The sequence below is a fragment of the Methylotenera sp. N17 genome, from assembly GCF_000799155.1.
Taxonomy (GTDB): Bacteria; Pseudomonadota; Gammaproteobacteria; order Burkholderiales; family Methylophilaceae; genus Methylophilus.
In genome coordinates, this window is the sequence record NZ_JUGE01000001.1 from 2,021,951 (window position 1) to 2,044,159 (window position 22,209).

At 47.2% G+C, this 22,209-nt stretch carries 23 protein-coding genes and 1 pseudogene; 17 read left to right on the forward strand and 7 right to left on the reverse strand.

Annotated elements, in window-relative coordinates:
- Nucleotides 1-17 precede the first annotated feature (17 nt).
- Complete coding sequence (locus FG11_RS09575) at nt 18-2,147, reverse strand: molybdopterin-containing oxidoreductase family protein (protein WP_052185017.1); 2,130 nt, start codon at nt 2,145-2,147, stop codon at nt 18-20.
- Between the two features lie 117 nt (nt 2,148-2,264).
- Here FG11_RS09575 and FG11_RS09580 point away from each other — a divergent pair, with 117 nt between their 5' ends.
- The 3 genes from FG11_RS09580 to FG11_RS09590 are packed head-to-tail and all read left to right on the forward strand — an operon-like array spanning nt 2,265 to nt 4,737.
- The gene (locus tag FG11_RS09580) at nt 2,265-3,422 is read left to right on the forward strand and encodes a cupin domain-containing protein (RefSeq protein ID WP_047534656.1); all 1,158 of its coding nucleotides are present in this window, start codon (nt 2,265-2,267) and stop codon (nt 3,420-3,422) included.
- Nucleotides 3,419-3,925: a DUF7931 domain-containing protein gene (locus tag FG11_RS09585; protein ID WP_020182866.1), complete on the forward strand. Its 507-nt coding sequence runs from the start codon at nt 3,419-3,421 to the stop codon at nt 3,923-3,925. Before FG11_RS09580 ends, FG11_RS09585 begins: the two co-directional genes overlap by 4 nt.
- Nucleotides 3,926-3,933: 8 nt before the next feature.
- Nucleotides 3,934-4,737, forward strand: a complete 804-nt coding sequence (locus FG11_RS09590) for a secretin N-terminal domain-containing protein (protein WP_047534658.1) — start codon at nt 3,934-3,936, stop codon at nt 4,735-4,737.
- A 228-nt stretch (nt 4,738-4,965) separates the two neighbouring features.
- Here the strand turns inward: FG11_RS09590 and FG11_RS13825 are convergent.
- From FG11_RS13825 to dapA, 4 genes and pseudogenes are all read right to left on the reverse strand, one after another.
- Nucleotides 4,966-5,091: pseudogene (locus FG11_RS13825) on the reverse strand (hypothetical protein); the annotation flags it as partial.
- A 164-nt stretch (nt 5,092-5,255) separates the two neighbouring features.
- Nucleotides 5,256-6,029 (reverse strand): MBL fold metallo-hydrolase, encoded by a 774-nt coding sequence (locus FG11_RS09600; protein WP_020182869.1) that lies wholly within the window; start codon nt 6,027-6,029, stop codon nt 5,256-5,258.
- A gap of 2 nt (nt 6,030-6,031) precedes the next feature.
- Entirely contained in the window at nt 6,032-7,291 is a 1,260-nt protein-coding gene (gene bamC, locus FG11_RS09605) for an outer membrane protein assembly factor BamC (RefSeq protein ID WP_047534664.1), read from the reverse strand.
- A gap of 59 nt (nt 7,292-7,350) precedes the next feature.
- The gene (gene dapA / locus FG11_RS09610) at nt 7,351-8,226 is read right to left on the reverse strand and encodes a 4-hydroxy-tetrahydrodipicolinate synthase (RefSeq protein ID WP_020182871.1); all 876 of its coding nucleotides are present in this window, start codon (nt 8,224-8,226) and stop codon (nt 7,351-7,353) included.
- A 206-nt stretch (nt 8,227-8,432) separates the two neighbouring features.
- Between dapA and rsxA the strand changes: the two genes are divergently transcribed.
- Genes rsxA through FG11_RS09680 form a run of 14 tightly spaced genes read left to right on the forward strand, consistent with a single transcriptional unit; the run spans nt 8,433 to nt 19,096 of the window.
- Nucleotides 8,433-9,017 (forward strand): electron transport complex subunit RsxA, encoded by a 585-nt coding sequence (gene rsxA, locus FG11_RS09615; RefSeq protein WP_020182872.1) that lies wholly within the window; start codon nt 8,433-8,435, stop codon nt 9,015-9,017.
- A gap of 4 nt (nt 9,018-9,021) precedes the next feature.
- On the forward strand, nt 9,022-9,582 hold the full coding sequence (gene rsxB / locus FG11_RS09620; protein WP_047534668.1) for an electron transport complex subunit RsxB: 561 nt from the start codon (nt 9,022-9,024) through the stop codon (nt 9,580-9,582).
- Between the two features lie 10 nt (nt 9,583-9,592).
- Nucleotides 9,593-11,554: an electron transport complex subunit RsxC gene (gene rsxC, locus FG11_RS09625; protein WP_047534670.1), complete on the forward strand. Its 1,962-nt coding sequence runs from the start codon at nt 9,593-9,595 to the stop codon at nt 11,552-11,554.
- 15 nt (nt 11,555-11,569) lie between these two features.
- Nucleotides 11,570-12,589 carry an electron transport complex subunit RsxD gene (gene rsxD, locus FG11_RS09630; protein WP_047534673.1) on the forward strand — a complete coding sequence of 340 codons (1,020 nt, stop codon included), beginning with the start codon at nt 11,570-11,572 and terminating at the stop codon, nt 12,587-12,589.
- Between the two features lie 2 nt (nt 12,590-12,591).
- Nucleotides 12,592-13,248 (forward strand): electron transport complex subunit RsxG, encoded by a 657-nt coding sequence (rsxG, locus tag FG11_RS09635; protein WP_020182876.1) that lies wholly within the window; start codon nt 12,592-12,594, stop codon nt 13,246-13,248.
- A complete protein-coding gene (locus FG11_RS09640; RefSeq protein WP_020182877.1) occupies nt 13,245-13,922 on the forward strand; it encodes an electron transport complex subunit E in 678 nt (225 codons plus the stop codon). The genes rsxG and FG11_RS09640 overlap by 4 nt, the downstream gene beginning before the upstream one ends.
- 15 nt (nt 13,923-13,937) lie before the next feature.
- Complete coding sequence (nth, locus tag FG11_RS09645; RefSeq protein WP_047534683.1) at nt 13,938-14,630, forward strand: endonuclease III; 693 nt, start codon at nt 13,938-13,940, stop codon at nt 14,628-14,630.
- Nucleotides 14,631-14,637: 7 nt separating this feature from the next.
- Nucleotides 14,638-15,762 carry an FIST C-terminal domain-containing protein gene (locus FG11_RS09650; protein WP_047534686.1) on the forward strand — a complete coding sequence of 375 codons (1,125 nt, stop codon included), beginning with the start codon at nt 14,638-14,640 and terminating at the stop codon, nt 15,760-15,762.
- Nucleotides 15,749-16,192, forward strand: coding sequence for a DUF1841 family protein (locus tag FG11_RS09655; protein WP_047534689.1), 444 nt, complete (start codon nt 15,749-15,751; stop codon nt 16,190-16,192). The genes FG11_RS09650 and FG11_RS09655 overlap by 14 nt, the downstream gene beginning before the upstream one ends.
- Nucleotides 16,193-16,220: 28 nt before the next feature.
- A complete protein-coding gene (locus FG11_RS09660) occupies nt 16,221-16,775 on the forward strand; it encodes a sigma-70 family RNA polymerase sigma factor (protein ID WP_047536083.1) in 555 nt (184 codons plus the stop codon).
- A gap of 25 nt (nt 16,776-16,800) precedes the next feature.
- The gene (locus FG11_RS09665) at nt 16,801-17,052 is read left to right on the forward strand and encodes a zf-HC2 domain-containing protein (protein WP_020182882.1); all 252 of its coding nucleotides are present in this window, start codon (nt 16,801-16,803) and stop codon (nt 17,050-17,052) included.
- A gap of 51 nt (nt 17,053-17,103) precedes the next feature.
- Entirely contained in the window at nt 17,104-17,424 is a 321-nt protein-coding gene (locus FG11_RS09670; protein ID WP_029647697.1) for an HvfA family oxazolone/thioamide-modified RiPP metallophore, read from the forward strand.
- A 14-nt stretch (nt 17,425-17,438) separates the two neighbouring features.
- Nucleotides 17,439-18,344 carry an HvfB family MNIO-type RiPP peptide maturase gene (locus FG11_RS09675; protein WP_047534692.1) on the forward strand — a complete coding sequence of 302 codons (906 nt, stop codon included), beginning with the start codon at nt 17,439-17,441 and terminating at the stop codon, nt 18,342-18,344.
- Nucleotides 18,344-19,096, forward strand: coding sequence for an HvfC family RiPP maturation protein (locus FG11_RS09680; RefSeq protein WP_047534695.1), 753 nt, complete (start codon nt 18,344-18,346; stop codon nt 19,094-19,096). The genes FG11_RS09675 and FG11_RS09680 overlap by 1 nt, the downstream gene beginning before the upstream one ends.
- Nucleotides 19,097-19,166: 70 nt before the next feature.
- On the opposite strand, the gene FG11_RS09685 is transcribed toward FG11_RS09680, so the two are convergent.
- Together FG11_RS09685 and secA are read right to left on the reverse strand one after the other, a co-directional pair.
- On the reverse strand, nt 19,167-19,355 hold the full coding sequence (locus FG11_RS09685; RefSeq protein ID WP_327037001.1) for a DUF1289 domain-containing protein: 189 nt from the start codon (nt 19,353-19,355) through the stop codon (nt 19,167-19,169).
- Nucleotides 19,356-19,361: 6 nt separating this feature from the next.
- On the reverse strand, nt 19,362-22,088 hold the full coding sequence (secA, locus tag FG11_RS09690) for a preprotein translocase subunit SecA (protein ID WP_047534700.1): 2,727 nt from the start codon (nt 22,086-22,088) through the stop codon (nt 19,362-19,364).
- Nucleotides 22,089-22,209 lie beyond the last annotated feature (121 nt).

Here is a 22,209-nt window from a genome sequence, read left to right on the forward strand (position 1 = left end):
TATCCACTAAAGGGGCATTATCCCAACGCCACTTCCACTAAATTATCACTAAATGTCGTCGAGTGTCCCATATCCCCAAACTCTGCGGCACTAATACAATTCACCGTGCCATTATTCAATTGGCGCCAATAGCCTAGCGTAGCCACCACAATCCCAGGGTTCACATCTTTGGTAATCCGTGCATCCGCCTGAAATGCGCCACGGCCATTAAACACTTTAACTTTATCGCCTTCTTGAATGCCACGGGTAGTCGCATCTAATGGGTTAATCATGACAAACTGTTCGCCTTGCCCTTTGATTTTCTCAGTGACGTTGGCATAGCATGAGTTTAAAAAGCCATGGCTCTTGGGCGAGATAATATTCAACGGGTATTGTTTGGCTAACGCTGGGTTGTTTTCCACGCTCTCACGATTCGCCACGTAATCGGGCAATGCATCCAGGTCCTCACCCGGCTGAAAGCCTTCATACATTTGACGGAACGGCCCTGCCACAAAGTTTTTAGCGCCTTCTACCATGAACATACATTTGCCAGTGGGTGTAGGAAAGTTGCCGTTTTTGTGCGGTGCGCGGTCGTCTTTGGTGCCCACTTTGAGCTTGGCAAAGCCGTGCTCGCGCATATAGGCCAAATCATAGCCATCACAGGCTGGGGCATCCCATGCCACATAGTTTTCCAAGCATTCGCTGTCCGACCATTTAAAGTTATCCTCTTCAAAGCCCAAGCGTTTGGCCAAGCGGCGGAAAATTTCATTATTGGGCAATGCTTCACCCGGTGGATCAATACACTTAGCGTTGTAGGTGAGGTACAAATGCCCCCAAGACAGAATCATGTCTTCCATCTCTGCGCCCATTGCGGCTGGCAGCACAATATCTGCATAGGCGGCGGTATCACTCAAAAAGTGTTCAGCCACCACAGTAAACAAGTCTTCGCGCTCTAAGCCTTTCACAATCTTATCGGTCTCGGGCGATTGTGTTACCGGGTTAGTGTTCCACACCATGAGTGATTGAATAGGAGTATTGAGTTTAATCTCACCCAACAATACACGCCCCAATTGCAGGATATTGGCGACTTGCGTGCCTTCTGGAATTAAATCCGGGCGGGAAATCACATCAAAACGGTAAGGGTGCTCCCATACTGGGAACTGCAAAATGCCGCCGCCCACATGGCGCCATGCACCAATCAATGCGGGCAAACAGGTCACTGCACGGATGGCTTGGCTACCGCCGTAATTGCGCTCCAAAGCCACGCCAATGCGAATAGCGGCAGGTGGGGTAGTGGCGTATTCACGGGCGAACTTGCGGATATCATCAGCCGCAATGCCAGTAATCTTCTCTGCCCATTCTGGGGTGCGTGTTTTGGCACGCTCGGCCAACTCTTTGTAGCCTACGGTATAGTTATCAATGTAATCCTGGTCTTGAAGACCTTCTTCAATAATCACATGCATCATGGCCATGGCCAATGCGCCATCGGTACCTGGTTTAGGGGCAATATGCCAATCCGCTTCTTTGGCCGTTTTAGACGCATAAGAGTCCACCACCACCACTTTGACGCCTTTTTTCTGTGCCTCATGAATGATATGCCAATGGTGCAGATTGGTAGAGACTGAGTTGGATGCCCACACCACGATATATTTAGCATGGATAAAACTTTCCGGATCTACACCGGCAGTGGGGCCAACGGTGAGTAACCAAGCGGTACAAGAGCCCTCGCCACAGAAAGTACGCTCACATACTGTGGCACCCATGCGGTTAAAGAATGCATCGCCTCCATTGAGGCCATGCACCAAGCCTTGGTTGCCCAGATAGCTGGCGGGCATGATGGCTTGCGGACCATCTTTTGCAATGATGGCTTTCCATTTACTGGTGATTTCGTCTAATGCTTCATCCCAGCTAATACGCTTAAACTGTTTGCTGCCTTTGGGGCCTGTGCGTTTGAGGGGATAGAGTAAACGGTCGGGGTGGTAATGGCGCTTTTCGTAATCTTTGAGCTTGACGCACAAACCGCCGCGCGTCATTGGATGCTCTTTGTTACCTGTCACCTTTAACAATTTACCGTCTTGCACATGGTATTCCATGCTGCAAGTATCCGGGCAATCGTGCGGACAGCCGCCATGAAAGGTTTTAACGCCAGTGTCTGTCGGTGCATTCATCTTCATCCCCTAACAATAGTTTTTATGGTGCGATACGAATTAAAATGACTATATACCTACTTGTATAGCCGATGCAATTATTTTTATATTGCTGAAAAAGACGATTAAAATAGCCCCATGCAAATTCAACTTTCCCAACCGCTCACACTCCTGAATCAACTCTCACCGGAAACTTTTTTGGCCGAGTACTGGCAGAAAAAACCGCTGCTGATTCGCCAAGCTATACCGGGATTTACCGGCTTACTTGATCCCAACGACTTGGCTGGCTTGGCTTGCGAGGAAGAAGTGCAATCCAGATTAGTACAATTTGCAAAGGGCCAGTGGCGAGTCACGCAAGGCCCCATGTCGGAAAAAACATTTAAGCACTTGCCTGATCACGACTGGACCTTGTTGGTGCAAGGCGTGAACCACTTCCTGCCAGAAGCTGCCGACTTACTGGCGCAATTTAATTTTATTCCACATGCGCGTTTGGATGATTTAATGGTGAGCTATGCGCCCGATGGCGGTGGCGTAGGCCCACATTTGGATAGCTATGATGTGTTTTTACTGCAAGGTAGCGGTAAACGGCATTGGAAAATTAGCCAGCAAACCGATTTCACTTTAATTGAAGATGCGCCACTACGTATCTTAAAACACTTTGAAACAGAGCAAGAATGGGTGTTGGAGGCAGGCGATATGCTTTATCTGCCGCCACAAATTGCTCATTGGGGTGTGGCGGTCGGTGAAGATTGCATGACCTACTCGATTGGATTCCGTGCGCCAAAAACGCAAGAGCTCGCGCATGAGTTTATGCATTTCCTCCAAGACCATACGCAATTGGAAGGCATCTATCAGGATCCCGATCTCGCCGCACAAGCGCATCCGGCTGAAATTAGCCGCAATATGGTGAGCAAGGTCAACCATGCGCTACAAGCCATTGCATGGGATGACACATTGGTGGCTCGCTTTTTAGGGCAATACTTAACCGAACCTAAGCCGCATATTGTATTTGCACCACCACGTAAGCTTTCACTCAAGTCATTACATCAACGTTTGTCACAGACAACACTCCATCTGGCATTGGCCTCACAAATGTTATTCTGGCAAGACACGTTTTTTCTCAATGGTGATGCTGTGACTGCACCAGCCATACTCACCCCAATCTTAACAACATTGGCAGACCAGCGTTATGTGGATTGCGGCACTTTAACGCCTGAACAGTTGTCTGTATTAGCAACGACACTATATGAGGCCTATTTAGCAGGCTATGTGCTGATGCGTGAGGATATGGAATGACCGATACCACCACGAATGACCAACTTACTCCCGATACCATTCTATTCGGTGAAGCATTGTATGCACGCGCTTTAAATCTAGTCATTGCTCAAGCCACCACTAGCCTGCTTATCTTTGACCAAGACCTGTCACGTGGTGATTACAAAAGCACCTTACGCTACCGAGCGGTTCAACAGTTTTTGAGTCAATCGCCACAGAGCAAGCTCACCATTATTTTGCATCAAGACGCATTTTTAACTACCCAATGCCCACGCCTGATGGAGCTGCTATTAACATACGGCCACAAAATGACGGTATATATTACCAATGACTCCGCCAGAATTGCCAAAGATTGCTTTGCTATTGCGGATGATGTGCATTACGTGAAACGCATTCATATTGACCACGCACGATTCAAGTATGCATTGGACGATGCAGAGTCTTGTGCCGGGTTACGTATGCGATTCAGTGAACTATTAGAAGAAACTTCACACACGATTTCTGCTACGCAGTTGGGGCTTTGAGAATTTCCATGAAAAAGTATTTATGCATCATTTTATGCATTATCAGCTTTCAAGCGTTGGCACAAACCGAGCTGAGAGTGTTTACGCTACAGCACCGCTTTGCCCAAGACCTATATGCCGCCATTTCTCCATTGGTAGATGAAAGCGGCAAAGTGACCGGCATGAATAATCAACTGATTGTGCGTGCCACCCCAGCACAACTGGCAGAGATAGAGGCTGTGATTGCGCAACTGGATGTCGCGCGCGTCAATCGCAGAATCACCGTGCAGTCACAGCAAAACCAGCAATCGACCATGGACAATACACAGATTTCTGGCAATGTGCGTAGAGGCAGAGTCATTATTGGCAACAACCCGAATGCAGCCCCCAATAGCGGACGAATTGATGTCACCCGCAATGAGCAACACAGCGCACAAAATAGTCAGCAATTTTTACAAGTGGTGGATGGGGAGCGTGCCTATATTCGTGTAGGCACCCTAGTGCCCTTTACCCAAGAATGGATTACGTTGACAAGACGTTATGCGCAAGTGACTCGCAGCACCGATTGGGTAGAAGTGAGCACAGGGTTTGCAGTCCGTCCGCGCACGATTGGCAATCAAGTAGAACTGGAAATAACACCACGTATTTCCAATGGCTACGGACAACAATCTATCGACTTTGAAACACTTTCCACCATCGTCCATGTTTCCTTGGGCGAATGGGTCGATATTGGGCAAACGATGCAGCAGCGGGATGATGTCAGCCGTAAAATTTTGGGCTCACAAACTGGCACTTCTTATCAAAAAAGTGGCCTCAGTATCAAAGTAGATTAGGTTTTGATGAGGTTTTCACGCTAAATTGTTGCAATATAACAATTTTTTTCTTTCAAATTCACAAAAATCCCACTAAATAGATTTTATTTTCAATAAATTTGCTGCTACAATTTAAGCACTCGGAAAGCTAGTCACCTAGTGAACCGTACCCGATTAAACATTAGCTCATATACTAAGGAATTTAAAATGACACGTTCTGCTCTATTAGCCGCATTATTAGCACTTGCTTTAACTGCTTGTGGCGAAAAACCTGCTGAAGAAGCGCCAGCTGCTGAAGCACCAGCTGCTGAAGCTATGCCAGCTGAAGCTGCTCCTGCTGAAGCTGCTCCTGCTGAAGCTGCACCAGCTGAAGCTGCTCCTGCTGAGGCTGCACCAGCTGAAGCTGCTCCTGCTGAAGCTGCACCAGCAAACTAATAGTTTAAAACTTTAGTTTACAAGCAAAAAAGCCGACGTAATGTCGGCTTTTTTTATTTCGTCTAGCATAGAGTATTTTGGATAGCTTTAGAGACTACGCCAATTTAGAGACTACGCCAATGTAGCCCCAACGTCTGCTCAGCAATGGCAACCCAATCGGGAGCACAACCCAACACAGCACTCAGTGCTGTTTGCGCCAATATTGGCGTATTATTTTTTTCACTTAAATGTGCCGCTACAATATGCTTTAGCTTGGTGTTGTCTAATTGAGACAATAGCGTTGCCGCACTTTGATTATCCAAATGCCCTAAACGCCCACCCACTCTGTCTTTAAGTGGTTTTGCATATGGTCCCTTTGCCAGCATGGCAAGGTCATGGTTGCATTCCAGCATCAACGCATCACAGCCAGAGAGAACGCGTTCAATATGTGCAGTCGTACTGCCTACATCAGTCAATATGCCTAATTTGGCACGACCATCAGAAAAAGTAAATTGGGTCGGCTCACGCGCATCGTGAGGCACCGGGAAAGGTGATACGCAGATGGCATCTACCGTAAAATCAGTATGGCTATCAATCAGCTGGATTTGAAGATCGCTTATGTCTGAGGGTAGATAGCGCTCGCACATTTTATAAGTGCCATAGCTTAACCAAACTGGGATACGGTATTTTGCTGCCAGCTTGAAAGCACCGCGTGCATGGTCGTCATGCTCGTGTGTGACCAAAATGCCACTGAGTTGCTCGGGCGTTAAATCTAATCTTGCCAAGCGCGTCACCATCTCGCGCACACTAAACCCGCAATCCAGTAGCAGACGGGTATTGTCCACTTCAATCAACGTGGCATTACCCGCACTCCCACTGCCTAGCGAGGCAAAGCGCATGGCTATTTCAATTGATCGTAAAGTAAAGAAATAATCCTATTCGCCGTGCTGGAAGGGTTACGTTTGCCTTCCGTGTCCACCACATTGACACTGGATGTACCATCTTCTAGCTCGGTTACTTTAATGCGATATTGCTTAGACGGATCGGTTTTTTCGTCTTTACCTTTCCAAAACTTAAGCTTTTCGGCCAAAGATTTATCATCTTTCGGTTTCGGATTCTTCTTGTCCTCTTCGTCATCACCCCAGAATTTCAGCGTTTCTAACAGACCCTTTTTCTTTTTCGGGGTATCGTCAATATCCACATCGGCATAACGCACAAAAAATAAACCTTGTGAGCGATCTTTGTCTTCAGTGACAAAGCCAACGCGGTCTAAAGCAAGACCCACACGACGCCAACCTCGATCAAACGAATCGTTGATATGCAAGGTCACGCTACTGTCGACTTCTTTGGCAACAGATGCACGCTGCGGACTGACCGGATTGGCAGCAATTTGTTGTGCTTGTTTTTCAGCCACGCCCAGCTTCACCATCAGGCGACGGAGCAACTCCACATCCAAATCGCTATCAAACTGTTCAGCCGTATTGATTTTTTTATCGGCATCTAGGCGATAGCCAGTATCTACTCTGCCCAGTTGGGTATCCACATAATTTTTGCCGTCATCCGGTGCGCCAGCCACAGTACGGTGTGTCATGTAAATTTCGGTAGTACCCTCTTTTTCACCACGCTCTAAACGCGTACGGAATTTACGACGATCGGCCAAGCCGGATAGCTTATCCAGCCAAGCATCAAATTTATCGCCTACATTGCGGTTATCTTCTTTCAACTTGATGGCATCTGCTTCTATCCACTCTGTTTCCATCACACCTGTTTCTGCATTTTCCACACGCACTGCAAACCCTTGGTCCAGCCAAAATTCACGCACCACTGGCCAAATTTTCTCTGCTGGTGCTGTCACTACTAACCAGCGTTGAGCGCCTGCTTTTTCCATCCGTACACCATCTGCATTTGGTAACACTTGCTCTACGCCTGGCTCTTGCCCTTCTTGATCTTGATTATAAGTGGAGTAAGTGGCGCTGCCTGGCACTGCATATGCATCACTGCTTCTCACGGCCGTTAAATCGGGAGGCACTTCTAAAGGCTTGGAACGCCCGGCACCTTTGTAATCAGAGGTGTTGTCGATAAAAGGAATTGAGTCGCACGCTGTTAGAGCAGATACCACAGCCAATACGCCAACTGCTTTTAAAAATAATTGTTGATTCATTGTTTCACCATTCTCGTCGTTTGACCATTTTCGTGTGGGTCTAAGGAATAAAAACCAAATTAAGCAATACCGGCACGCGTCATCGCATCACGCAATATGGCATGATATTGCGGTGACAAGTTCACTAGTGGCAGGCGAATTCCAGTCTGAATATGCCCCATTTGTTGCAATACCCATTTCACTGGGATCGGATTTGCTTCTACAAATAATTTTTGATGCAATGCGAATAACTTCGCGTTGATTTGACGTGCTGCCGTCACATCCCCCGCCATTGCTTTCACACACATGTCATGCATCAATGCCGGCGCAACGTTGGCAGTCACAGAGATCACACCACGTGCCCCCAATAACAAGAGCGATAAACTAGTGGCATCATCGCCGCTATACACCACAAAATCCGCGGGCACTTTTAATAGTAAGTCCGTACCACGTTCAATACCGCCAGTTGCATCTTTAATGCCGACAATATTCTGAATAGCAGACAATCTCACTACGGTATCGTTCTGAATATCACAGCCCGTACGTCCTGGCACGTTGTATAAGATTTGCGGGATATCGACGGCTTGGGCAACTGCTGCAAAGTGTTGATACAAACCTTCTTGCGATGGCTTGTTGTAGTAAGGCGCTACTAGCAAACATGCATCAGCACCTAATGCTTTGGCTTTACGGGTGAGCGCAATGGCCTCGCTAGTAGAGTTTGCACCAGTACCGGCAATGACCGGGATACGCCCGGCTACATGCTCTACGGTGGTTTTAATCAACAGACAATGTTCTTCCACATCGACGGTTGGTGATTCGCCCGTAGTGCCCACAATAACAATACCATCTGTGCCAGCATCCACATGAAAATCAATCAGCTTCTTCAGTGCAACTAGGTCCAAATCACCGTTTTCATGCATAGGGGTAACGATTGCAACTAAACTACCTGTAAACATATTCCAACCACTTGTCCAAAAATTGCTTATATTTTAACCGATTATGCCGCATTGCGCTAAAGGCTATTTAGCCCCACGTGGTAAATCCTGTACGGTAAATATTATTGCATTGAAATTCACCTATTTAACTGTATTTGGCGATTCAACAAAACCACGGCAAACGAGTATAATTGAGGCTTAGCAGTTTATTCAAATGGTCAGGCGAGATGTCACAAAGTTATATATTTATTTTAATTAGCACTGTGTTAGTGAACAACATTGTGTTGGTTAAAATTTTGGGACTTTGCCCGTTCATGGGCGTGTCCAAAAAACTGGAAGCCTCTGTTGGCATGGCAGCCGCCACGGCATTTGTGCTCACCTTGGGCTCTATGACCAGCTGGGCCATTAATCATTATCTGCTGGAGCCTAACCATGTGGAGTATTTGCGCACTTTATCCTTTATTGTAGTGATTGCTGGTGTGGTACAACTCACGGAAATGATCATGGAAAAAAGCTTTCCGTTACTGTATCAAATGCTAGGTATTTTTCTGCCGCTGATTACCACCAATTGCGCAGTACTAGGCATCCCTTTGCTTAACGCGCAAGCCAGTCATAACTTTGTGGAATCTGGCTTATATGGGTTCGGTGGTGCACTTGGCTTTTCATTGGTATTGATTCTATTTGCGTCTATGCGTGAGCGCATGGAAGCCGCCGACGTGCCCGCACCCTTTAAAGGTTCTGCCATTGCCATGATTACAGCGGCGCTCATGAGTTTAGCATTTATGGGTTTTGCTGGCTTAGATAGGTATTAGCCACATGCTTATCGCACTCTATATCATGCTGGGCTTGGCCCTTGCGCTTGGTGTCTTACTCGGTTATTCCGCGCTCAAATTCAAAGTAGAGGGTGACCCGCTCATTGCCAGAATCGATGCCATATTACCGCAGACACAGTGCGGTCAATGCGGCTACCCTGGTTGTAAACCCTATGCAACCGCCATTGCCAAAGGCGAAGCTGATATCAATCAATGCCCGCCCGGTGGCGATGCCGGTGTGCATGCACTGGCCGATTTGCTGGGCGTTGAATACAAGCCGCTTAATGCAGAGCATGGTGAACCCAAACCAAAATCCGTTGCTTTTATTGATGAAAGCACGTGCATTGGTTGCACTTTGTGCATTCAGGCTTGCCCGGTAGATGCAATTTTAGGTGCAGCCAAACATATGCATACCATCATCAGCAGTGAATGCACCGGCTGCGAACTTTGCCTTGCACCGTGCCCAGTAGATTGCATCACCATGGAGCCGATTGCGGAAACCCCTGATAACTGGAAATGGAAATATCCAACCATTCCCATTAAGTCCATTGCATTAGAAAGTTAACATTCACAGCATGAATGCACTCGTCAATTTTGGAAAAATATTCAAGTTTAACGGAGGGGTTCACCCGCCGGAAAACAAAGCACAATCGACCCAACGGCCGATTGGCCAATTGACGTTGCCCGAACGCTTAGTATTGCCGCTCAGACAACACGTAGGCAATATCCCAAAAGTTGCCGTGAGTGTAGGCGACCATGTACTCAAAGGTCAATTGCTTGCAGAAGCAGAGGGCATGGTATCCGCAGCGATTCACGCGCCAACATCCGGCACGATTACTGCAATTGCAGATGCCGTGATCCCCCACCCTTCCGGCCTGCCAGACCATTGCATTACACTCGCACCAGATGGTCAAGACACTTGGATTGCCCACCTACCCATCGACTGGCGTAACACTGACCGTAAAGCTTTGGTCGCCAGCTTACGTTTGTCTGGCATTGTCGGCTTGGGAGGCGCAACTTTCCCTACCCAAGTGAAGCTACGCGCAGATGGCAAATCGGTCGTACATACTTTAGTGATTAATGCTGCCGAATGCGAGCCATACATCACTTGCGACGACATGCTGATGCGCGAACGCGCCGCAGAAATTTTACAGGGCATTGCCATCGCGCAGCATTTACTTGGCGCAACCAAGGTGCTGATTGGCATTGAAGACAATAAGCCGGAAGCGATCCGCGCCATGCAGCAAGCGGTGACTGGTACCACCATGGAAGTAGTAGTAGTGCCTACCTTATACCCCAGTGGGGATGCACGCAGATTGGTCCATTTGTTACTGGGCCAAGAAATTCCCTATAACAAGCGCTCAACAGAGGTTGGCATCCAAGTATTCAATGTGGCGACCGTGTTAGCGTTACACCGCTACTTCAACCACGGTGAACCAGCGATTAGCAGAATTGTGTCGATGACCGGCAATGTCGCACACCCTCAGAATTTTGAAGTGCTGTTTGGCACGCCACTCGCACATTTGATTCACGCTGCTGGCGGCGTAAAAGCAAATACCACGCATTTCATCATGGGCGGGCCGATGATGGGATTCAATCTACCGGACACCAACATCCCCATCACCAAAGCGGCTAACTGCATTATTGCCGCAACGCCAGATTTGTTTGCACCACCACCACCCGCGATGCCCTGCATACGCTGTGTACGTTGCGCAGATGCTTGCCCTGTAAGTTTGCAACCACAAGAGCTCTATTGGTTTGCTAAATCGGACAATTTTGAAAAAGCGCGCGACTACAAACTATTTGACTGCATTGAGTGCGGCGCCTGCTCGTATGTGTGCCCAAGTGATATTCCACTTGTGCAATATTATCGCTATGCAAAGAGTGAGATCATTGCTGCCGACAAAGCGAAAGAAGCTGCCGATTTGGCACGTGAACGCAATGAAGCAAGAATCGCACGTATAGAACGCGAAAAGCTAGAGCGCGCGCAAAAACATGCAGAACGTGCGCAGGGTGCAAAAACGGAGCCTAAGCAAGAAACGGCAACACCAGCCTCAACATCTGCGGGCGCTGACGATGCGAAAAAAGCAGCGATTGCTGCCGCGATTGAACGTGCGAAACAACAAAAACTGCAAAATGCACAAGCAACAGACACTGACACTAGTGAGCAGGCAAAGCCTGCTGCGGACGACGCAAAAAAAGCGGCCATTGCCGCAGCCATAGAACGCGCAAAGGCACAAAAAGCAGCTGCCCAACAAGCAGGTGAGACACCAAAAAATGTGGATTCCGTCAGCACAAAAGTGCAGAAAAAAATTGCTGAGATTGATGCAAGACGTCAGACTGTAGGTCCTGCCCCTGAGCCCGTTGCAAAGGTACAAGGACCGCCACCAGTCGCTGACGACGCCAAGCAAGCGGCGATTGCCGCTGCCATTGCGCGTGCCAAAGCGCAAAAGGCGGCAGCAGAAGCTGCGAAATCTGAATCACCAATGAAGTCTGATGTAGACAACCAACTAAAATCGCAACCTAAAAAAGATTAGCCAAAGAGGATTCACTTGATACGCTCACCTTATATTTCAGATGCCCCCAGCGTCAGCACCATTATGCTGAAAGTGCTGATTGCACTAGTACCTGCCATTGCAGTGTATGTGTGGGTATTTGGCGGCGGCATTTTGGTCACGCTGACCTTGGCCACCATCACCGCACTGGGCACAGAAGCACTGATGCTGAAACTAAGACAGCGCCCGATCCAACCATTTCTCACCGACTATAGCGCCGTGATCACAGCATGGCTATTAGCTCTAGCAATTCCTCCGCTTACGCCGTGGTGGCTCATTGTGGTGGGTACCGCTTTTGCAATTATCATTGCTAAACAGCTATATGGTGGGCTGGGCTACAATCCGTTTAATCCAGCCATGGTCGGCTATGCCGTACTGCTGATCTCATTTCCGGTACTGATGACCAAGTGGCCAGCCGCCTTGCAACTGGCACACACACCATTGAGTTTTGCCGATCAATTTCATTACATTATGTACGGCAAGTTACCGGAAGGCGTGTTACTAGATGCGGTGACATCGGCCACACCACTGGACTATTTAAAAACACAATTAAAGCTAGACCATGCCATGGCCACCATACAAAGTGCCCCATTGTTTGGCACGTTGGGCGGCAAAGGCAGCGAGTACATTACCATGGCCTATCTGCTTGGCGGCCTTTACTTATGGCAACAGAAAATTATTTCATGGCATTTGCCCGTTGCTTTTTTAGGCGTACTTACAGCCATTGCCTCTTTATTTTGGATGAGCGATAGTGCGCACTTTGCTTCACCGCTATTACATTTGTTTAGTGGCGCAAGTATGCTCGGCGCGTTCTTCATTTTAACGGACCCGGTCAGCGGCCCCACCACCCCACGTGGCAAACTATATTTCGCAGGGGGCGTCGCCATCATCACTTACCTGATTCGTGTTTATGGCGGCTACCCGGACGGCATTGCGTTTGCCGTGATTTTTATGAATATTTGTGTACCTTTGATTGATGCGCACACACAACCACGCGTGTTTGGTCATGAGAAATAGCGATGCCTGAAACCATCATTAAACACGCAAGTAAAACCGCATTCACACTGATGGCGTTTGCCATTGTATTTACGTCACTCATGGCCTATGTATACAGCGTGACCAAAATACCTATTGAGCAAAGTGAGGCAGCAGCACGCATGAGCTTATTTAGACAAATCATGCCGGAGCATCTGCATGACAACGATTTACTCAAGGATACAGTGACGATCCCTCCTGACCCACTACTTGGCAATACCCAGCCGACCATCGCTAATATTGCGCGCTTACAGCACCAACCATCGGCCATTATTTTGGAAGCCATTGCGCATGATGGCTACAGTGGCGACATCAAATTATTACTGGCCATTCAAGCAGATGGCGTAGTGAGCGGCGTGCGCGTAATCACCCATAAAGAGACACCGGGGCTGGGTGATTATATTGATATTGCCAAGAACAATTGGATTAAACTTTTTGATGGCGAATCACTCAACACTGCATCAGCGCTTGATTGGCATGTTAAAAAAGACGGGGGCAAGTTTGATTACATGGTAGGTGCGACGATTACGCCACGTGCAGTAGTAGGCGCCGTACATAAAGCGCTACAATATGTCGATCTTAATAAACAAACCCTATTTGCGGCACACGATAGCAGTGACCAAACGCAGGAGAAACCGTGAGTCAATTTAAAGAAATTGCCCATAACGGGCTGTGGAAACAAAACCCAGGCGTAGTACAGCTACTCGGTTTATGCCCAACACTGGCCGTTACAACCTCCGTGGTCAATGGTGTCAGCCTCGGCTTAGCCACTGCACTGGTCATGGCTGCCGCCAATGGCGCTGTGTCACCGGTACGTAGATTTGTACCGGATGAGATTCGCGTACCCGTGTTTATCTTGGTGATTGCTGCGTTGGTCACCATGATTGATTTAGCCATTCATGGGTTTGCAGAACCCTTGCACAAAGTACTCGGTATTTTTATTCCGTTAATTGTTGTGAATTGCATCGTATTGGCGCGGGTTGAATCTTTTGCAGCCAAAAATGCGCCTGCACCGGCTATATTCGATGGCTTTATCATGGGTATCGGTCTCACTATCGTGCTGGGATTACTGGGTGGCATCCGTGAAGTGGTCGGCAAAGGTACTTTATTTTCCGGGTTGGATTTGGCACTGGGGCCACAATTCAAATCGTACATCCTGACGGTGATTCCGGATTATCATGGCTTTTTGCTTGCGATTTTACCGCCAGGCGCATTTTTAGGATTAGCGAGCCTGATTGCGTTACGCAACTGGGCAGAGATTCGCAAATCCAAGCCGCAAGCAGCAAGCACCAGTGCACTCAAACCTAGCCATTAAATCAGGTGGTGGGTCATGAATGCCGAAAAAAGAGAAGCTATTTTTAATCGTTTACGCGCCGCTATTCCTAACCCGACCACTGAACTCGAATACACCACCACGTTTGAACTGCTAATCGCAGTAATTTTATCTGCACAAGCCACAGACAAAGGCGTCAATATCGCCACGCGCAAATTATTCGCCGTTGCCAACACACCGCAAGCCATTGCTGCATTAAGCATAGAAGGTCTAGAGCCTTATATCAAAACCATCGGCTTATACCACGCCAAAGCAAAAAATGTGATCGCGTGCTGCGAACAGCTTGTTGCCTTGCATCAGGGAGCAGTACCAAACACGCGCGAAGCGCTGGAAGCACTGCCCGGTGTGGGTCGCAAAACTGCCAATGTCATTCTCAATACTGCGTTTGGCCAACCGACCATTGCGGTCGATACACATTTGTTTCGCTTGGGTAATCGCACCAAATTAGCGACTGGTAAAAACGTACTGCAAGTCGAGCAAAAGTATTTAAAAACCATCCCAAAGGCATTTTTGCAAGATGCGCACCATCTGCTTATTTTGCATGGGCGCTATACCTGTACGGCACGCAACCCTAAATGCGGCGAGTGCTGTATTGTCGACCTATGTGAATATCCCGACAAAACGATTCCTAAACCACATCTGATGGCGGGTGAAGGCCTACTGATGCGCAACACGCCTCTATCAGAGTAACACTAGCATGACAGCTGCATCACTTCCGTTAAAAGTAGCCACTGGCTTAGCGCACGGCCCAAGTGCAGACCCGGAACTTGCAACGCAAGCGGTACAGGCTGCATTAGAAAAAGCAGGCATGACATCGGCGCAATGTGTGGTGCTATATCTCACCTCTGAGTTTGCACACGCACCACAAGCGGCCATTCGTGCTGCGTCTAAAGCCGCCAATTGCACACAGGTCATTGGCTGCTCTGCGCTAGGCATCTTCACCGAGGAAGATTGGATATTGGATGGTGCGGCGGTAGCGGCGCTGGTACTTTCTCAAGATATTTTCTCTAGCCACCCATTGCATGTAGAGGGCAGTCAACATTTACTGACACTTGCTGCGCCCAGTGCAATCAATGCCAGCTGGTTAGCAAGCACGCACACTCGGTTTGGCGGCATTTCCGGCGATGCTTCTGGCAGTGGCGCTTTCTCGGTATGGCAAGATGGCAAAGGCATCTCTCAAGGTTATTGTGCGTTGGCAATCCAGCACTGCGATGTCGCGATTGCGGCCAGTCATGGTCTTAAATGGTTGTCTAGCCCCAGAAAAGTCTCAACCAGCCTGCGCTTTGAGCTGCAGTCTATTGCCAACGTCACCGCATACACTAGCTTAAATATAGCCTATCAAACGCTTGATGTGGCCACCGAACCCCTGCCACTACATTTACTGAATGTGGCTTATGCACAGTCTTCCAAAGCGTTTGCGCAAAACCAATACGAGCTGGCCAGTATCATTATTGCAAATGAAGACACCCAAAGTCTGACGCTATCGCACCCAATACCTGAAGGCTACTGGATACGCTGGGCATTGCGCGATGCGGACAGTGCGCAAAGTGATTTACATGGCACGGCACAGCAACTTACACAAACATTACAAGGCGCACCAGCATTTGCCTGCATGTTTTCTTGCTTGGCGCGTGGCCCATATTATTATGGTGGCAATGATGAAGACTTACGCCTGCTGAAAGCCAACTTTCCCAACATGCCGATTATTGGGTTTTACGGTAATGGGCAGATTGCACCCATGATGCAACAAAATACGCTATTGCAGCATTCCATCGTGCTCGCATTATTTGGCCAACAAAAGGAAGCGCATGAGTCTGTTTAACCCTAGCCGCGATGAAGTCCGTGCATTTTTCTTTGATGCATGGGCAAAATTTAACACGCAGCAAACTCTGACAGATTTAGAAAAACTCGGGGTATCCATCATGCACATGCATCCGGAATACCATGGGATTTTAAACGACCCAGAACGCTATCAACACCAAGCTTATTTTCCAGAAATGGGAGAAACCAACCCGTTTCTGCATATGAGTCTGCACCTCTCCATTCTAGAGCAGCTCAGCATTAACCAACCCACTGGCATTACCGCCATCTACGAGAAATTAAAAGTAAAACATCAAGATGAACATGAAGCGCAGCATGATTTATTAGAATGTCTGGCAGAAACTATTTGGCTGGCACAACGTAACCAAACACCGCTGGATGCTGCGCATTATTTAGCGCTCATGCAACAAAAAAGTGGCGCTATTGCGTAATCAGAATGAACATGATTGAATGCTTGCCATGAAAACACCTAATGTGCATGACTGGCTCACAGAACATAGCGATTACCTGTATCGTTTTGCACTCGCCAGATTGCGTGACCCACACCTTGCAGAAGATGTAGTACAAGAGACATTTATCGCCGCCATCAAAAGCCCCAGTTTTGCAGAACAGTCTGCACCGCGCACTTGGCTTACCGGCATCCTTAAACATAAAATCATTGATGTCATGCGTAAGAATATGCGTGAAGTGGTTGCAACTGATTTGATGCATGAAGAAGATGCCAATATGGATGAGTTTTTTGACGAGACCGGTCATTGGTCTGAAAAACCCTTGGCTTGGGATATTCCCCACGATGCGCTTGAGCAAAAACAATTTTTAGTGATTTTGCAGCAATGCATGGATAAGTTACCTAGTAAATTAGCCGCACTTTTTCTGATGCGTGATATTCATGAAACCGACAATGAAGAAATTTGTAAGGAGTTGAGCATCACGTCGACCAATGCTTGGGTAATGTTGTACAGAGCCCGGATGGGCATCAGAAAGTGTTTAGAAATTCATTGGTTACAGGCCTAAATATTAAGAAAGGAAGCAGACAAAAATGTTGAATTGTAAACAAACCAGTCAGCTTGTTTCTCAATCCTTAGACCGTCGTTTAAGTTTACGGGAACGAATTGCAGTACGCTTACATCTACTTATTTGTAAGTATTGCAAACGATTCAGCCAACAGTTGTTAGCCATACGCATCGGCTTACAACGCATGACAAAATCGATGGAAGAAGACACGCACCTGAATATGCCATCTGAAACCAAAGCACGTATCGCCAAGGCTTTAGAAGCTGAATCGAAGTAAGCGTGTGACAACAACGTATTACTTATTTATTTAACTCATAAGGAAATAATCATGAAATCAAATACATCTTTAGCATTGGCAATGACTGGCGCTATCGCACTGAGTTTAGGTGCAGCGAGTGTACAAGCAGGTGAAAATCCATTTGCGATTAAATCGCTATCTAGCGGCTACCAAGTGGCAGATCACCATGAAAAAGCCAAAGACGGCAAATGTGGCGAAGGCAAATGTAGTGCCGAAATGAAAGCCAAAGAAGGTAAATGTGGTGACAAAGCGAAAGACGGCAAATGTAGCGCTGAGAACAAAGCCAAAGACGGGAAATGCGGCGAAGGTAAATGCAGCGCTGAAATGAAGAAAGAAAAAGAAAGTAAATAACTTCTGCCTGTTCCATGTCTACATTGGCTGACATTCAAGGTGCCGGGTTGGGGTTAAAGCGCGAGCTGATTCCCCAATTCCAGCAGTTTTACCAAGACCCTCATATTGCCAATATCCAATTTGTTGAAATCGCACCTGAAAACTGGTTAGGCGTAGGCGGTAAAACGCTGCATGATTTAACTTGGTTTGCAGAACGCTACCCCATGGTGTGTCATGGGCTTTGCTTATCACTCGGTGGGCCTGACCCACTGAATATTGATTTTTTAAAGCAGGTAAAGTCTTTTCTAAGCCATTATCAAATTCCGCTTTATACCGAGCATCTCAGCTATTGCAGTGATATTCAACATGGAGAAGCAGGCTACCTCTATGACTTACTGCCCATACCATTTACAGAAGAAGCTGTGCATTACGTTGCACAACGCATACGCCAAACCCAAGATATTTTGGGACAACGCATTGCTGTAGAGAATACTTCGTTCTATGCAGCCTGCCCAATTTCCAGCATGGATGAAATCACCTTTTTGAATGCAGTGCTGACCGAAGCAGATTGCTGGTTGCATTTGGACATCAACAATATTTATGTGAATAGCGTGAATTTTGGCTTTGATGCGCACGCGTTCTTACAGCAGATTCCAGGTGAACGTATCGTCTACAGTCATATCGCCGGCCACTACCAAGAAACTCCCAACTTATTGATCGATACACACGGTAAAGATGTGATTGATCCGGTATGGTCATTATTAGATGAGGCTTACCGTTTATTTGGTACGTTCCCAACATTATTGGAACGTGACAGTAACATTCCACCGTTGCTGGATTTGGTGAAAGAGATCGACACGATCGCAGCGTATCAAAATCGTTACGGTTTATTACCTATTGCCAAGGCAACACCGCTCCAAGCAACATTGGTTGCCGTGTAATGGCTGCACTTCCGGCATTTCAGCAATACCAACTGGCGTTCACCGCGCATATTCGCGACCCTAAAGTACATGCCAAACCAGCGGGCGTAGCAAACCAACGCATGGCCGTGTACCGCCATGCTATTTTCAATAATTTTTTCAATATCGTGTCAGCTTGCTTCCCGGTATGTCAGCAGGTGTTGGGGGAACGCGCATGGAAAAAACTCATACGTCGCTATGTCGCAGCACATGCAGCCAAAACACCTGTGTTTAGAGAAATCCCCGAATCGTTTGTGGCATGCTTGGCAAGCATGGAAGATGTTCCCGCCAATATCAAAGCATTGGCACATTACGAATGGGTAGAGTTAGCAGTAAGTCACCTACCGGCATCTAACTTGCCGCAGAGTGTGCAACACGATCTACTTGATGAAATACCGCTGCTTGCACCCCACCAGCTACTGGCTTATGACTACCCTGTGCACAAGATTTCACGCCAATTTATTCCGAGGGACATCACGCCTACTTACCTACTGGTATTTCGAGATCCACACTTTGCGGTGCAGTTTATTGAACTGAATGCAGTCACATTTCGATTATTAAGCATACTTAGCAAACAAACACTTACAGGAAGACAAGCGCTGACCATACTCGCAGAAGAGCTAGGGCAAACCGATGCGCAAGCCATCATTCAATTTGGCACAGGCATTTTGCATGATTTGCTGACACAGCAAGCATTGCTAGGTTCCACGACTAGTAACGCCAAGACCACCTAGATCTAACCTTTAACGACCTCTATACAAAAAAAGCCAGCATACGCTGGCTTTTCATACTGATATGGCTTACTTAATCACCAAACAATGTGGATGCTCTACCATCTGCTTGGGCAATAATGCTTTGTTTACTCGCGTCGTCCATATCCCACCAAGCTTGAATCTCTTCTATGGTGCGGTAACAACCTAAACATAAACCACTTAAATCATCCATGCTGCATACACCAATACAAGGTGATGCTACCGTTTGCTCACTCATCATGCTGCCTTAACTTAATACGCCGTGGCAGTTTTTATACTTTTTGCCAGACCCACAAGGGCAAGGGTCATTGCGGCCTACTTTAGCGCCATCACGTACAACGGGCTGACCACTCGCTAGCTGTGCTTCTTCATCTGCACTCGGATTCGCTAATGCCTCATCATAATCAGCATGTTGGTATTGCACGTTCTCTACTTGTGCTGCTGGTTCAACCGCCTCTACATCTTCTTGCGTACGCACCTGCACCAACATCGTAATACGCGTCACTTCACTTTTTACAGTATTCAGTAAGCCTTCAAACAATTGGAAAGCCTCGCGCTTATACTCTTGCTTAGGATTTTTTTGTGCATAAGAGCGTAAGTGAATCCCCTGACGCAAATGATCCAAAGCGGCCAAGTGCTCACGCCAGTGATTATCTAAACTTTGCAACATGACAGAACGCTCAAAGTTACGGATATTCTCTGGGCCTGCTAATACCTCTTTCTCGGCATAGGCTTTATCCGCGGCCTCAAAGATACGCTCACGCAAGGTTTCTTCATGCAAATCTGGATTTTCTTCTAACCATGTTGCAATCGGCAAATCTAAACCCGCATCTGCAAACAAGTTCTTCTCTAAGCTAGATACATCCCACTGCTCTTCTACACTGCCTGGCGGCACATAGGTTTCAAATACGCTGTTCAACACATCGTGGCGCATGGCCTGAATCGTTGCGCCTACATCATGCGCTTCTAACAATTCATTGCGTTGCTCGTAAATCACTTTACGTTGATCATTGGCCACATCATCAAATTCCAACAACTGTTTACGAATATCAAAGTTACGGCCTTCTACTTTACGTTGGGCATTCTCAATAGCACGCGTCACCATCGAATGCTCAATCGCTTCTCCTTCTGGCATATTCAATCTGGCCATAATGGCAGACACACGCTCGCCGGAGAAAATACGTAATAATTGATCGTCTAACGATAAATAGAAACGGCTAGATCCAGGATCACCTTGACGACCGGCACGACCACGCAACTGGTTATCCACACGACGCGATTCATGACGCTCCGTACCAATAATATGCAAGCCGCCTGAAGCCAGCACTGCATCATGACGTTGCTGCCACTCTGCTTTCAATTGCTCTGCTTTGGTTTGCTTTTGCGTTTCACTCAAGTCGGCATCTTGATTCACTGCGTGAATCGCCGCTTCCGGATTGCCACCCAGCACAATGTCTGTACCACGGCCTGCCATATTGGTCGCAATGGTAATCACGCCCGGACGACCCGCTTCAGCCACAATATGCGCTTCACGCTCATGCTGTTTAGCGTTCAATACTTGGTGCTCTAGTTTGGCTTTGGTCAGTAAATTAGAAATTAACTCAGAGTTTTCAATGGAGGTAGTACCCACCAGCACTGGCTGACCTTTTGCCTGACACTGTTTAATATCTTCAATGACCGCATTGTATTTTTCCATCGCTGTGCGATACACCTTGTCCATTGCATCTTTACGTTGCATCGGGCGATGTGTTGGCACTACCACGGTCTCTAAGTTATAAATTTGATTAAATTCATAAGCTTCAGTATCCGCCGTACCTGTCATGCCACTTAGTTTGGCATATATGCGGAAATAATTTTGGAAGGTGATTGAAGCTAAGGTTTGATTCTCTTTTTGAATCGCAACGCCTTCTTTCGCCTCCACTGCTTGGTGTAAACCATCAGACCAGCGACGACCCGGCATCATACGACCGGAGAACTCATCCACGATAATCACTTCATCATCACGTACCACATAGTGCTGATCTTTATTGAATAGGTTTTGCGCACGCAATGATGCGTACAAATGATGTACCAAGGTAATATTGGCAGCTTCGTATAAACTTGAGCCTTCTGGTAACAACCCTGAGCTAGTTAAGATTTGCTCAGCATGCTCGTGACCTGCTTCACTCATAGTCACTGTTTGGGCTTTTTCATCAACCCAATAGTCGCCTTCACCCTCTTCTTCTTTTTGCGCTGTCAGCTGTAATGCTACGGCGTTAATTTGGTGATACAAATCAATACTGTGTTCAGCTTGACCAGAAATAATCAATGGCGTACGCGCCTCATCAATTAAAATCGAGTCCACTTCATCCACTAACGCATAACTTAATGTGCGCTGTACACGCTCTTCGCGGCTAAACACCATATTGTCACGCAGGTAGTCAAAGCCAAACTCGTTATTGGTGCCGTAAGTGATGTCCGCAGCATACGCTTGTTGTTTCACATCATGCGGCATCTGCGATAAGTTAATGCCAACGGTTAAACCAAGGAAATTGTAGAGCTTACCCATCCACTCCGCATCACGCTTGGCGAGGTAATCGTTGACGGTCACAACGTGTACGCCTTTACCAGTCAATGCATTCAAATACGTAGGCAATGTAGCGACTAAGGTTTTACCTTCACCGGTACGCATCTCCGCAATTTTTCCTGCGTTCAGCACCATACCGCCAATCAACTGCACATCAAAATGACGCATACCTAAAGCACGACGACTGCCTTCGCGCACAACGGCAAACGCCTCTGGCAACAATTGCTCTAGCGTTTCGCCTTGTTGATAACGTTGTTTAAACTCTTCTGTTTTTGCACGCAATGCATCATCTGATAATGCTTCGATAGTAGGCTCTAAGGCATTAATGTCTTTAACAGCTTGGCTGTATTGTTTAATCAGCCTTTCATTACGACTACCGAAAAATTTTTTGAACAACGTGGATAACATGAAGAGGCACCAACTTTCCGTAAGGACGGAAACCTAAAAAATAGTGTTAAATTAAAATATTGATATACAGATGGGGATTAAATTAATAATTTCAAATTCATTGCGTTTTTCTTATTACGCT

What these genes read in the sequence shown, in the direction of transcription:
- FG11_RS09675 (WP_047534692.1), top strand. Translation starts at nt 17,439, where the DNA reads ATGTCTACATTGGCTGACATTCAAGGTGCCGGGTTGGGGTTAAAGCGC.
- FG11_RS09665 (WP_020182882.1), top strand. Translation starts at nt 16,801, where the DNA reads ATGTTGAATTGTAAACAAACCAGTCAGCTTGTTTCTCAATCCTTAGAC.
- FG11_RS09600 (WP_020182869.1), bottom strand. Translation starts at nt 6,029, where the DNA reads ATGCGCTTTGCCTCGCTAGGCAGTGGGAGTGCGGGTAATGCCACGTTG.
- rsxA (WP_020182872.1), top strand. Translation starts at nt 8,433, where the DNA reads ATGTCACAAAGTTATATATTTATTTTAATTAGCACTGTGTTAGTGAAC.
- rsxG (WP_020182876.1), top strand. Translation starts at nt 12,592, where the DNA reads ATGCCTGAAACCATCATTAAACACGCAAGTAAAACCGCATTCACACTG.
- dapA (WP_020182871.1), bottom strand. Translation starts at nt 8,226, where the DNA reads ATGTTTACAGGTAGTTTAGTTGCAATCGTTACCCCTATGCATGAAAAC.
- rsxC (WP_047534670.1), top strand. Translation starts at nt 9,593, where the DNA reads ATGAATGCACTCGTCAATTTTGGAAAAATATTCAAGTTTAACGGAGGG.
- secA (WP_047534700.1), bottom strand. Translation starts at nt 22,088, where the DNA reads ATGTTATCCACGTTGTTCAAAAAATTTTTCGGTAGTCGTAATGAAAGG.
- FG11_RS09650 (WP_047534686.1), top strand. Translation starts at nt 14,638, where the DNA reads ATGACAGCTGCATCACTTCCGTTAAAAGTAGCCACTGGCTTAGCGCAC.
- rsxB (WP_047534668.1), top strand. Translation starts at nt 9,022, where the DNA reads ATGCTTATCGCACTCTATATCATGCTGGGCTTGGCCCTTGCGCTTGGT.
- FG11_RS09680 (WP_047534695.1), top strand. Translation starts at nt 18,344, where the DNA reads ATGGCTGCACTTCCGGCATTTCAGCAATACCAACTGGCGTTCACCGCG.
- FG11_RS09590 (WP_047534658.1), top strand. Translation starts at nt 3,934, where the DNA reads ATGAAAAAGTATTTATGCATCATTTTATGCATTATCAGCTTTCAAGCG.
- FG11_RS09670 (WP_029647697.1), top strand. Translation starts at nt 17,104, where the DNA reads ATGAAATCAAATACATCTTTAGCATTGGCAATGACTGGCGCTATCGCA.
- nth (WP_047534683.1), top strand. Translation starts at nt 13,938, where the DNA reads ATGAATGCCGAAAAAAGAGAAGCTATTTTTAATCGTTTACGCGCCGCT.
- FG11_RS09655 (WP_047534689.1), top strand. Translation starts at nt 15,749, where the DNA reads ATGAGTCTGTTTAACCCTAGCCGCGATGAAGTCCGTGCATTTTTCTTT.
- FG11_RS09585 (WP_020182866.1), top strand. Translation starts at nt 3,419, where the DNA reads ATGACCGATACCACCACGAATGACCAACTTACTCCCGATACCATTCTA.
- FG11_RS09575 (WP_052185017.1), bottom strand. Translation starts at nt 2,147, where the DNA reads ATGAATGCACCGACAGACACTGGCGTTAAAACCTTTCATGGCGGCTGT.
- FG11_RS09660 (WP_047536083.1), top strand. Translation starts at nt 16,221, where the DNA reads ATGAAAACACCTAATGTGCATGACTGGCTCACAGAACATAGCGATTAC.
- FG11_RS09580 (WP_047534656.1), top strand. Translation starts at nt 2,265, where the DNA reads ATGCAAATTCAACTTTCCCAACCGCTCACACTCCTGAATCAACTCTCA.
- FG11_RS09685 (WP_327037001.1), bottom strand. Translation starts at nt 19,355, where the DNA reads ATGATGAGTGAGCAAACGGTAGCATCACCTTGTATTGGTGTATGCAGC.
- bamC (WP_047534664.1), bottom strand. Translation starts at nt 7,291, where the DNA reads ATGAATCAACAATTATTTTTAAAAGCAGTTGGCGTATTGGCTGTGGTA.